The organism is Vibrio sp. D431a (assembly GCF_030248655.1).
In the GTDB taxonomy this organism is placed as follows: Bacteria; Pseudomonadota; Gammaproteobacteria; order Enterobacterales; family Vibrionaceae; genus Vibrio; species Vibrio alginolyticus.
In genome coordinates, this window is sequence record NZ_JAHGAP010000020.1 from 39431 (window position 1) to 51619 (window position 12189).

The window sequence follows — 12189 nt, forward strand, 5'->3', positions numbered from 1 at the left end:
CGCTAGATTAGGAGATTTTGGAATGTCATATGTATCTTTAAGCGGTTTGTCCGCCGCCCAACTGGATTTGAACACCACCAGTAACAACATTGCGAACGCCAACACGTACGGCTTTAAAGAGTCCCGTGCTGAGTTTGCTGATGTTTACTCTAACTCTTTATTTACTAACGCAAAAACCACGCCGGGTGGTGGTGCGCAAGCAAGCCAAGTGGCGCAGCAGTTCCATGAAGGCTCAAGCATTTACACCAACAACCCAATGGATCTGCGTGTTTCGGGGACAGGTTTTTTCGCTGTAGCGAAAGAGCGTCTAACTCCACAACAGAATGAACTGACACGTAATGGTGCATTTCACTTAAATAAAGAAAACTACATGGTGACAGCGAACGACGAGTTCTTATTAGGTTACCAAGTGGACCCAAGCTCTGGTGAGGTTTCTTCATACGAGCCACAACCCATCAATATTCCTGCTGAATTTGGTAAGCCAAAACAAACAGCAAACATTGAAGTGGGTGTGAACTTGCCAGCGAACGGCGATTTGAAAGATCCAACGCAGTTTGATTTTTCAGACCCTGATACATACAACCGTTCAACCTCTTCGACAATTTATGACTCGATGGGTCAGTCTTACAAGCTAACGACGTATTACTTGAAAGATCAGACTCAGCCAAATACATGGAACACTTACTACACCGTGACAGATAAAGAAGGTGAAAAGCCTTTAAATGTTGCGGCTGGTGATGCGCAAACGCCAACAGGTCATGTGGGGCATACCATGAAGTTCAACAACGATGGTACGTTGGCGAGCTTGAACAATGGTCAGCCAATCACTTCTGTAGCTCTGGGTGATCCGGCGACGAACACGACACCAGTCGATATGAATGGTGCCGATCCTGCGCAGACGCTTAACTTCGGCTTAGGCTCAGCAACACAGTTTGCGGCTCCGTTCGAACTGACTAAGTTTGACGAAGACGGTGCAACAACGGGCTTCCTAACCAAAGTTGACTTCGATGAAAACGGCAGCGTATTGGGGACTTACTCAAACGGTGAAAACGTTACATTGGGTCGTGTTGCTCTCGTACGTGTTCCAAACGAGCAAGGTCTGGATAAGAAAGGCGGCACTCAATGGGATTCAACGCAGTTCTCTGGTGACAAGATCTGGGGTGAATCAAATAAAGGCTCTTTCGGCACCATCAATAACGGTATGCTGGAACAGTCAAACATTGATATGACGCAGGAGTTGGTGGACCTGATCTCTGCTCAGCGTAACTTCCAAGCAAACTCACGTTCGCTAGAAGTACACAACCAACTACAACAGAATATCTTACAGATCCGCTAGAGCACTAGCTGGGTCATTCGATACTCTGCTTGAGTAAGCAATGGCGTGTGATTGCTTCTTAGTAATTACCGCTTTGTTCATTTTCATCATGACATTCATCTGATGCTTAGCCTGAATACACCTCACTCAGGCTAAGCATGCTTTGATCTACGATTTGCCGCTGTTGCCGCCGTATGGATCAAAACCTTGCCTCTCGTTACAGTTTTCTGCCTCTATTGACCTCTTTTCATTGTTGATTTTTAATTCAAAGTATTGATTGATAAGTCTATTTTTGTTTTGGCATAACTATTGCTTTTACTCCGTGTATAGAGAGATTTTTTGGAGTAATTTATGGATCGCGCACTGTTTCTCGCAATGAGTGGCGCCAAGCAAAATATGCAGGCACTACAATTGCGCGCTAATAACTTGGCTAACGTAAGCACGACCGGATTTCGGGCTGATTTAGCACAGGCTCGCTCAATGCAGGCTTATGGTGAAGGCCATCCTTCACGTGTGTTCAGCATGACAGAGCGTCCAGGGCATAACTTTGCTCAAGGTAGCGTGATTACAACAGGGCGTGATCTGGATGTGACGATTGAAGGCAGCGGCTGGATATCGGTACTCGATCACACAGGGAAAGAAGGGTTGACCCGTAACGGCAACCTAAAAGTCGATCAAAATGGCATGCTTACCAACGCAAGTGGTCATTTGGTGCTGGGTGAAAACGATGCGCCGATTACTTTGCCTATTCCTCTCTCCAAAATTGAAATCGGTCGGGATGGCACCATCTCTGTACTTCCTCAAGGTGCCCCGGCAGAAGAATTCCAAGCGGTTGATCGCATTAAGCTCGTTAAGCCTAATGACCAAAGCTTGTTTAAAGACACCAATGGCTTATTTCGCCATAAAACTCCAAACCAACCTTACGAAGCAGACGCGACTGTTAGTCTCCAGACGGGAGCGATAGAAGGCAGTAACGTGAATGCCGTAGGTGAAATGACCGCATTGATTGACTTACAACGTCAGTTTGAAATGCAAGTCAAGATGATGAGCACAGCTGAAGAAATGGATAAATCTTCAGATTCACTGCTTCGTATGAGTTAACAGAGTTAGAGGTTCACTATGCATCCAGCACTATGGGTAAGTAAAACAGGTCTAGACGCCCAACAAACCAACATTGCCACGATTTCGAACAACTTGGCGAACGCCTCTACTGTCGGCTACAAAAAGAGCCGTGCAGTATTCGAAGATTTGTTCTATCAGAACATCAACCAGCCTGGCGGCCAGTCATCTCAGAACACGGAACTGCCAAGTGGCTTGATGCTAGGTGCGGGTTCTAAAGTGGTTGCGACGCAAAAAGTGCACACGCACGGCAATGCACAGACAACGACCAACGCACTGGACATGATGGTGGAAGGCGACGGCTTTTTTCAAGTGACATTGCCGGACGGCAACATCGGTTATACCCGTAACGGTCAGTTCACGCTAAATGGTGAAGGCACGTTAGTCACGTCGGGTTCTGGCTACCCTGTAGAGCCTGAAATTGTGATTCCAGAAGATGCGATTTCTATTACTGTCGGTACGGATGGTGAAGTGTCGGTTCGCGTCCGAGGTCAGCAAGACAACCAAGTCGTTGGTCAGCTAACCATTACAGACTTTGTTAACCCGGGTGGCCTAGAGCCAATTGGTCAGAACCTTTACTTACCAACGGGTGCCAGTGGCGATCCACAAGAGGGTGTTCCTGGTTTGGACGGTTTGGGTGAAATTCGTCAATCCATGCTGGAAGCGTCCAACGTGAATGTAACGGAAGAGTTGGTCAATATGATTGAAGCCCAGCGCGTTTACGAAATGAACTCAAAAGTGATCTCGTCAGTCGATAAAATGATGAGCTTCGTTAACCAGCAATTGTAACGATTAAGAGCAAGATTTGAGGAGCTCACGATGAAACGTATTTGCCTACTCGCTTTGATTGCTACGATGTCGGGCTGTGCCATGTTGGAACCGATTGAAACGGATGAAGTGACACAAGCAACCACTGTGGTCGACGCAGTAGAAGGCGATAAATCGAAAGAAGAGAGCAGCGGTATTGTAGATACTTTACGTGGTAGAAGCGATCCGGTTGCTGGCGATCCTGCTTGGGCTCCAATTCATCCGAAAAACAAACCTGAGCATTATGCTGCTGCAACAGGTTCGTTGTTTAGCGCCGAGCACATTACCGATCTCTACGACGATTCTAAACCACGTGGTATTGGCGACATTATTACCGTAACACTGGATGAGACAACCAGTGCGACGAAAAGCGCAAATGCCGATTTATCGAAAACCAATGAAGCGCAAATGGACCCGCTTCAAGTTGGCGGAGAAGAGCTGCAAATTGGCGGAAAATATAATTTCTCTTATGACTTAAACAACTCCAACTCATTTGCAGGTGACTCTTCTGCAAAGCAGAGCAACAGCATCAGTGGTTACATCACTGTTGAGGTGATTGAAGTACTGGCAAACGGCAACCTCGTGATCCGCGGTGAGAAGTGGATGACGCTAAATACAGGTGATGAGTACATACGTTTAAGTGGCACTATTCGTCCGGATGATATTAATTTCGACAACACCATTGCATCAAATCGTGTTTCTAACGCAAGAATTCAATACTCAGGGACTGGTTTGCAACAAGATATGCAAGAGCCAGGCTTCTTGGCACGATTCTTTAATGTAGCGCTATAACACGCCGTGCTGACGGCAATTTGACTGCAAGAGATAAGTAAGCATGAAAAAACTCCTTTTAGTACTGATGAGCGTTGCTCTGTTTTCTACCGTAGCCCAAGCCGCACGTATCAAAGACGTCGCGCAAGTGGCAGGTGTACGAAGCAACCAACTCGTGGGTTATGGTTTGGTTTCAGGCTTACCTGGTACGGGTGAAGCGAACCCGTTTACAGAGCAAAGTTTCGCCGCCATGCTGCAAAACTTCGGCATTCAGATGCCGCCGGGCACAAAGCCAAAAATTAAAAACGTTGCCGCAGTCATGGTTACGGCAGAGTTGCCGCCTTTCTCTAAACCGGGTCAGCAAGTGGACGTGACTGTCTCTTCCATCGGAAGTGCTAAAAGTTTGCGTGGTGGTACGCTACTACAAACGTTCCTCAAAGGTCTCGACGGTCAAGTTTACGCGGTTGCTCAAGGTAACTTAGTGGTGAGCGGCTTCAGTGCTGAAGGCGCTGACGGTTCTAAAATCGTAGGTAACAATCCAACCGTTGGTCTTATCTCTAGTGGTGCGACAGTAGAGCGAGAAATTCCAAACCCATTTGGTCGTGGTGATTACATCACGTTCAACTTGCTTGAGTCAGACTTCACAACGGCTCAACGTATGGCGGATGCTGTAAACAACTTCCTTGGCCCACAAATGGCGAGCGCTGTTGACGCGACATCAGTGCGCGTGCGTGCTCCTCGTGACGTCAGCCAGCGTGTTGCGTTCTTATCGGCAATCGAAAACCTAGAGTTCGACCCAGCAGATGGTGCAGCCAAAATCATCGTTAACTCTCGCACGGGCACCATCGTAGTTGGTAAGCATGTGCGTCTTAAACCAGCAGCAGTAACGCACGGCGGCATGACGGTTGCGATCAAAGAAAACCTGAATGTTAGCCAACCTAACGGCTTTTCTGGTGGGCAAACCGTTGTCGTACCAGACTCGGATATCGAAGTCAGCGAAGAGCAAGGAAAAATGTTTAAGTTCGAACCAGGCTTAACGTTGGATGATTTGGTCCGTGCCGTGAACCAAGTCGGGGCTGCGCCTTCGGACTTGATGGCAATTTTACAAGCATTGAAGCAAGCTGGTGCCATTGAAGGCCAGTTGATCATCATTTAATGGTTAGGAGGTAGGTATAATGAACAATCCTAACGACATTGGTTTTATCCATGACATCAGTTCTCTGGATACTCTGCGTCAAAAAGCAGTGAAAGAGGGAAAAGATGGCGAGCAAGAAGCATTGCATGCGGCTGCTCGTCAGTTCGAATCGATCTTCACCTCCATGATGTTGAAATCCATGCGTGAAGCCAATGAGGGCTTTGAGTCCAACATGATGAACAGCCAAAACGAGAAGTTCTACCGACAAATGTTGGATGAACAGATGGCGAGTGAATTGAGTTCGTCTGGTTCAATGGGACTGGCCGATATGATTGTTAAGCAATTAACGGCTGGGCAAGGGAACGACAAAAAAGAAACGGCTATGCGTGATGCGGCAAACAATGCTGCGGAATATCGTCGTGTTGACCCGAAAAAAGCGCGCGAGATTGAACAGCGCTTGATTGAATCTGGTCAACTATCTCGACCAAGCAATGAACCCACTCGATTCGATTCACCAGAATCCTTTGTTAACTCGATGAAGCCATACGCGGAGAAAGCTGCGAAAGCCCTAGGTGTCGAGCCATCTTTGCTACTTGCGCAAGCCGCTTTGGAAACGGGGTGGGGACAAAAGGTCGTGAAGAACGCGCGTGGCAGCAGCAACAACTTATTTAATATCAAAGCAGATCGAAGCTGGCAGGGTGACAAAGTGACGACGCAAACTTTAGAGTTCCACGATAACACGCCAGTGAAAGAGACGGCGGCGTTTCGCTCCTACTCAAGTTACGAAGACAGCTTTAATGACTTTGTACGATTTTTGAATGACAACCCACGTTACGAGACAGCATTGCAGCAACGCGGGAATTCAGAGTCGTTTATTCGCGGTATCCACAGTGCGGGTTACGCGACCGATCCGAACTACGCAGATAAAGTCCTGCAGGTGAAGGATAAAATCGAAAGTATGTAATGTCTCTGCGCCAATTTATGACGTTCTCGAAGGCTTGCCATAGTGCAAGCCTTCACTTTATCTGAATATCTACGCCTTTCTATCACTTGGCACATCTTTTGCTTTTAACGTGTCTAGGTGATCGGTTTTGCCGATTTATATTTCGTTTTTGGGGGCACGTATGGCGTCAGATCTTCTGAATGTAGGTACTCAAAGTGTGCTTACTGCTCAGAGACAATTAAACACCACTGGTCATAACATTTCTAATGTTAATACAGAGGGTTATAGCCGTCAGTCTGTTATCCAAGGCACGAATGATCCGCGCATGTTTGGTGGTTCTACCTACGGCATGGGTGTGCATGTGGAAAATGTTCGCCGCTCGTGGGATCAGTTTGCCGTGAATGAACTGAACCTGTCGTCGACCAACAATGCCAACAAAACGGATACCCAAGACAATCTTGATATGCTCTCTAGCATGTTGAGTTCAGTGGCATCGAAGAAAATTCCTGAGAACCTGAATGAGTGGTTCGATGCGGTAAAAACCATGGCAGATACCCCGAACGATTTAGGGGCACGAAAAGTGGTATTGGAAAAGGCGAAAATCTTCTCTGATACCTTAAATGATTTCCACGAAACCGTTCGACTGCAATCTGATGTCACCAATAAAAAATTGGATATGGGTATTGAGCGCGTTAACCAACTTGCGTTGGAAATTCGAGATATTCATCGACTGATGATGCGTACCCCCGGTCCACATAATGACCTGATGGATCAGCATGAAAAGCTGGTTACTGAGCTGTCAGAGTACACCAAAGTTACCGTAACCCCACGCAAAAATGCGGAAGGGTTTAATGTTCATATCGGCAATGGACACACTCTTGTTTCTGGCACGGAAGCAAGTCAGCTCAAAATGATCGATGGCTATCCGGATGTTCATCAAAGACGATTAGCAATGGTGGAAGGGAATGGCATTAAAGCGATCAAGTCTGATGATATGGATGGCAAAATCGGCGCTTTACTTGAAATGCGCGACAAACACATCCCACAACTGCAAGATGAAATGGGCCGTTTAGCGACGGGCTTTTCCTACAAAATTAATCAGCTGCAATCTCAAGGTCTGGATCTCAACGGTAAGATAGGTAAAGACGTATTTACCGACGTGAACTCTGAGCTGGTGGCAAAATCTCGAGTTTTTGCTGCGCCTGACTCCCAAGCTGATGTTGCGGTTTACATCGAGGACATTTCCGCGATCAAAGGTGGTGAATATTCGCTGCGTTATGATGGCGACCAATACAGCGTGACAACACCGAAAGGTGAGCAAATGTCGTTGAACATCGACCATTCGGATTCGTCGTTTGTTCTGGATGGTATGAAAGTGCAAATTGGTGAAGGCCTTGCCGCCGGTGAGCGCGTATTGCTACGCCCAACGAGAAGTGGTGCAGCCATCATAAAGATGGAAACCAATGACGCAAAAGCTATTGCCGCACAAAGTTATGAAGCCTCAACCACTTTTGCCCAAGGTAACGCCAAGTTTAAAATTCGTGAGGCGGGGGATGTTAAAGAGTTTGAGGTTACCGTACAACCAGCCGACGAGAAGCATGATAAGCCGTGGTTAAAGATCACGGATAACAAGGGTAATTTACTATCGGACAAATACTCATACCCGTTAGATAAAGATAACCCGAAGATTGAAATATCAGTGCCGAAAAGTCATCCGCTGTATAAAAACGGCGATGCAACCGTGTTTGAGTTGAGCGAAGGCGCACTGATGAATGATAAATTCACCGCAAACTTGGTGCCTTCTGAAGGTGGTAACGGCAACTTGAGAAAAATGCAGAAGATCCAAACAGACAAGATGATGGATGGAAAATCCAGTACCTTGATCGATGTTTATCATAACCTCAATACCGAAGTTGGACTGAAGTCTTCTACAGCAAACCGTTTAGCCTCCGTCGCTCGTTTAGAGCATGAAGCGGCGCAAGAGCGCGTTGCTTCTATTTCTGGTGTTAACCTCGATGAAGAAGCGGCCAACATGATGAAGTTTCAACAAGCGTACATGGCTTCATCACGTGTGATGCAAGCGGCGAATGATACCTTCAATACCATTTTACAACTGAGGTAAGGAGAAGAGATAAGTGCTAACCCGAATTTCTAGTTTCCATAACTATCAGTCCGTACAAAATGATCTGCGTCGTCAAGAGAATAAGGTTCACCACAACCAAGAGCAACTTGCTTCAGGGAAAAAGTTACTGAAACCTAGTGACGACCCCCTCGCTGCGCATTACATCCAAAACATTAGTCAGCAACAAGAGCAGCTACAACAATATCTTAGCTCTATAGTGTTGGTGCGTAATCGTCTAGAAAACCACGAAGTTAATATCGCCAATGCGGAGAATTTTGCCGACGAGTCGAAGCGCTTAACGATGGAGATGATTAACGGTGCCTTTTCTGCTGAAGACCGACAAGCAAAGAAGCGTGAGTTAGAAGAGATTGCGAACAATTTCCTTAACTTAGTGAACTCGCAAGATGAATCTGGTAACTACGTGTTTGCGGGTACTAAGCCAAAAAGCCAACCATTCTATCGCGATAAAGACGGTAGTGTTCAATACGCTGGGGACGATTATCAGCGCAAAATGAAAGTCTCCAGCATGCTTGAGATGCCAATGAACGATCCTGGCAGCAAGCTGTTTATGGAGATACCAAACCCATTTGGCGATTATCAGCCGAATTACGATCTACAAAACGGCTCTGAGCTGTTGCTAAACAAAGCTACTAACGTTGACGCTAAGGATGATGCGGCGTATCGCGTGACATTTGTCGATATGAATAACGGCAAATTTGGTTACCAATTAGAGCGTAACGGCAAAGTAGTGGATGCCGATGAGTTTTCTCCAGAGAAAGGGATTGAATACAAAGGCCTGAAAGTGCACGTAAAAGGCCAAATTACGCCTGGTGACAGCATTGAGATCGAAAAGCGGGCAGAGTTCAGCATTTTCGATACCTTCAAGGATGCAATGGCATGGTCAGACAAATCGGTTTCGGATACGTCGGCGACTGCTAAATTGCACCAAATGACAGAAGAATTCCACGCTGCTTTTATCCATTTGAATAAAGCGCGTACAGATGCCGGTGCTCGATTGAGTACGCTGGATATCCAAGAGCAAAATCATGAAGACTTTAATTTGTCTCTGGCAAAAGCGAAGAGCAACTTTGAGGACTTGGATTACTCCAAAGCCGTGATCGAGTTCAGTGAAAACTCGCGAGCGTTACAGGCATCGCAACAAGCATTCGGTAAGACCAAAGATCTAACGTTGTTTAACTACATCTAGTATGACACTCATACACATTGTCTGATTTTGATGCCTTATGTGCAAAGCCTTAAGCGCGATAAGTCGACGTAACCTGAGAGTCTGAGATGTCATGCGGCACGATTTTACCCAAAGCGGCAATGATGCGGGAGGCAAGTCGGGCGGCAACAGGGCAGCGTTCAATACCCTTGGGCTAAGATGAGGCTGACAAACCGGAAATAGCTTAATGATAAAGCTAACTTATTGTTTATTTGATTCTTTTAAAAGTAGTTAAATAATTTACGCAAGTTGGCACACAAATTGTATTGAAAATATCAGAACAGATTTAGAGATTCTAAACCCTGCGTTTAAGGCAGATTTAGCAAGTAACTTTTACGGTCAGTGCTTATCCAAATGAGAGTAAAGCTGGCCGCTTCGCAAAAGCTTGCGAACTCAACAGGAGAGCAAAATGGCTGTAACAGTTAGTACTAACGTCTCCGCGATGACCGCGCAGCGTTACCTAAACAAAGCGACTGATGAATTAAACACGTCGATGGAGCGCTTATCTTCAGGACATAAGATTAACAGTGCAAAAGATGATGCGGCAGGTCTACAGATCTCTAACCGCTTAACTGCACAGTCTCGTGGCCTAGATGTCGCAATGCGTAACGCGAACGATGGTATCTCGATTGCACAAACCGCTGAAGGTGCGATGAATGAGGCAACCTCTGTCATGCAACGAATGCGTGACCTTGCGATTCAATCATCGAACGGTACTAACTCTCCGGCTGAGCGTCAGGCGATCAACGAAGAGTCAATGGCATTGATTGACGAGCTAAACCGTATTGCAGAAACCACTTCATTTGGTGGTCGTCGTCTATTGAACGGCTCATTCGGTGAAGCGGCATTCCAGATTGGTGCGAGCTCAGGTGAAGCCATGATCATGGGACTCACCAGCATTCGTGCGGACGATACTCGCATGGGTGGTGTGACCTTCTTATCTGAGAACGGTAAAGATAAAAACTGGAGTGTTGACCCAGCTAAATCTGACTTGAAGATCACGCTACCAGGTATGGGTGAAGACGAAGACGGCAATGTTGATGATCTAGAAATCAATATTAATGCTAAAGCGGGCGACGACATCGAAGAGCTTGCCACTTACATTAATGGTCAGTCTGATATGATTAATGCGTCTGTAAGTGAAGATGGCAAGCTGCAAGTTTTTGTCGCGCACCCAAACGTTCAGGGCGAGATTTCCATTTCTGGTGGATTAGCATCTGAGCTTGGCCTGAGTGATGAACCTATCAGAACGTCAGTACAAGATATTGATATGACCACGGTACAAGGCTCTCAAAACGCGATTTCTGTGCTGGATTCGGCACTGAAATACGTAGACTCGCAACGTGCAGACTTAGGTGCGAAGCAAAACCGTTTGAGTCACAGCATCAACAACTTGGCGAATATCCAAGAAAACGTTGACGCCTCGAACAGCCGAATTAAAGATACAGATTTTGCGAAAGAAACCACGCAAATGACCAAAGCACAAATTTTGCAACAGGCAGGTACATCGATTCTTGCTCAAGCGAAACAGTTGCCAAACTCTGCAATGTCACTATTGCAGTAGTTTACTTAGCCTGTACTCAATACATTCAGACGTGGATGGGAATGCAGGCTTTTGGCAAGCAACTTTACAATAGAATGAGCGGCTCTCTCATCTCTCACCTGCCAATCATTTTCAATGTAAAGTTGCACTCGGTATGCCGGAAATGTGTTCATTTCTCTTGATCTCCACATAGGCTCTGGCGACCAACCTAGCCCCAGTTCTCTCAAAGGAAAAGGGGCTTTTTCTTTTCTAATTTTCACGTCTATCGTCTGCGAACTTATCTTCAATTGTTTCCTTTTGCTGGTTTTCTATACAATTTATCCCTCTCGGCTCGATTTGTGGAAACTTGAGCACTTTTTCTTACTTTTCTTCAATTTTATTAGCTAAATCTCGCAATGTTATTTTTTTAAACTTTTTTCTAAAGCTTCTGAATTTGGTGTCGTTAATAGAGGTAACTTTGAGAGAACTACTTGGTTTTCCGAGACGTCGGAAACCGCTACACCGGAAAATCAATTGGAGAAATCACCATGGCAGTGAATGTAAACACTAACGTATCAGCGATGACCGCTCAGCGTTACCTAAACAACGCAAACTCAGCTCAACAAACTTCTATGGAGCGTTTGTCTTCAGGTTTTAAAATCAACAGCGCAAAAGATGACGCTGCGGGTCTACAAATCTCGAACCGTTTGAACGTACAAAGCCGTGGTTTAGATGTAGCGGTTCGCAACGCGAACGACGGTATCTCGATTGCACAAACTGCTGAAGGTGCAATGAACGAGACCACTAACATTCTTCAACGTATGCGTGACCTGTCTCTGCAATCAGCAAATGGTTCAAACTCGAAAGCAGAGCGCGTTGCGATTCAAGAAGAAGTGACCGCGCTAAACGACGAACTAAACCGTATCGCAGAAACCACTTCTTTCGGTGGTAACAAGCTACTAAACGGCACACACGGTGCGAAATCGTTCCAAATCGGTGCGGATAACGGCGAAGCAGTGATGCTTGAGCTAAAAGACATGCGTTCAGACAACAAAATGATGGGCGGTGTGAGCTACCAAGCTGAAAGTGGTAAAGGTAAAGACTGGAACGTTGCTGAAGGTAAGAACGACCTAAAAATCAACCTAACGGACAGCTACGGCCAAGAGCAAGAAATCAACATCAGCGCAAAAGCGGGTGACGATATCGAAGAGCTTGCGACTTACATTAACG

At 46.1% G+C, this 12189-nt stretch carries 10 protein-coding genes; all 10 read left to right on the plus strand.

The window, feature by feature from the left end; genetic code table 11:
- The first annotated feature begins 22 nt into the window (after positions 1–22).
- The gene (gene flgE / locus KJB35_RS17710; protein ID WP_005382030.1) at positions 23–1336 is read left to right on the plus strand and encodes a flagellar hook protein FlgE; all 1314 of its coding nucleotides are present in this window, start codon (positions 23–25) and stop codon (positions 1334–1336) included.
- Between the two features lie 330 nt (positions 1337–1666).
- Positions 1667–2416 carry a flagellar basal-body rod protein FlgF gene (gene flgF / locus KJB35_RS17715; RefSeq protein WP_005382031.1) on the plus strand — a complete coding sequence of 250 codons (750 nt, stop codon included), beginning with the start codon at positions 1667–1669 and terminating at the stop codon, positions 2414–2416.
- Between the two features lie 18 nt (positions 2417–2434).
- Positions 2435–3223 (plus strand): flagellar basal-body rod protein FlgG, encoded by a 789-nt coding sequence (gene flgG, locus KJB35_RS17720; RefSeq protein WP_005382032.1) that lies wholly within the window; start codon positions 2435–2437, stop codon positions 3221–3223.
- 30 nt (positions 3224–3253) lie between these two features.
- Entirely contained in the window at positions 3254–4033 is a 780-nt protein-coding gene (gene flgH / locus KJB35_RS17725) for a flagellar basal body L-ring protein FlgH (protein WP_005382033.1), read from the plus strand.
- A gap of 43 nt (positions 4034–4076) precedes the next feature.
- The gene (locus KJB35_RS17730; protein WP_005393118.1) at positions 4077–5168 is read left to right on the plus strand and encodes a flagellar basal body P-ring protein FlgI; all 1092 of its coding nucleotides are present in this window, start codon (positions 4077–4079) and stop codon (positions 5166–5168) included.
- Between the two features lie 16 nt (positions 5169–5184).
- On the plus strand, positions 5185–6111 hold the full coding sequence (flgJ, locus tag KJB35_RS17735) for a flagellar assembly peptidoglycan hydrolase FlgJ (RefSeq protein ID WP_031779079.1): 927 nt from the start codon (positions 5185–5187) through the stop codon (positions 6109–6111).
- Between the two features lie 160 nt (positions 6112–6271).
- On the plus strand, positions 6272–8212 hold the full coding sequence (gene flgK / locus KJB35_RS17740; RefSeq protein ID WP_213908008.1) for a flagellar hook-associated protein FlgK: 1941 nt from the start codon (positions 6272–6274) through the stop codon (positions 8210–8212).
- 13 nt (positions 8213–8225) lie between these two features.
- The gene (gene flgL, locus KJB35_RS17745) at positions 8226–9419 is read left to right on the plus strand and encodes a flagellar hook-associated protein FlgL (RefSeq protein WP_005382037.1); all 1194 of its coding nucleotides are present in this window, start codon (positions 8226–8228) and stop codon (positions 9417–9419) included.
- Positions 9420–9846: 427 nt separating this feature from the next.
- Entirely contained in the window at positions 9847–11001 is a 1155-nt protein-coding gene (locus KJB35_RS17750; protein ID WP_005382038.1) for a flagellin, read from the plus strand.
- A gap of 506 nt (positions 11002–11507) precedes the next feature.
- Positions 11508–12189 (plus strand): flagellin (locus tag KJB35_RS17755; RefSeq protein WP_285469445.1); only part of this gene is annotated, 682 nt, incomplete at its 3' end.

Bases quoted from the DNA above. Each gene is read 5' to 3' on its own strand.
- KJB35_RS17750 (WP_005382038.1), top strand. From the start codon at position 9,847: ATGGCTGTAACAGTTAGTACTAACGTCTCCGCGATGACCGCGCAGCGT.
- flgE (WP_005382030.1), top strand. From the start codon at position 23: ATGTCATATGTATCTTTAAGCGGTTTGTCCGCCGCCCAACTGGATTTG.
- flgG (WP_005382032.1), top strand. From the start codon at position 2,435: ATGCATCCAGCACTATGGGTAAGTAAAACAGGTCTAGACGCCCAACAA.
- flgH (WP_005382033.1), top strand. From the start codon at position 3,254: ATGAAACGTATTTGCCTACTCGCTTTGATTGCTACGATGTCGGGCTGT.
- flgF (WP_005382031.1), top strand. From the start codon at position 1,667: ATGGATCGCGCACTGTTTCTCGCAATGAGTGGCGCCAAGCAAAATATG.
- flgK (WP_213908008.1), top strand. From the start codon at position 6,272: ATGGCGTCAGATCTTCTGAATGTAGGTACTCAAAGTGTGCTTACTGCT.
- KJB35_RS17730 (WP_005393118.1), top strand. From the start codon at position 4,077: ATGAAAAAACTCCTTTTAGTACTGATGAGCGTTGCTCTGTTTTCTACC.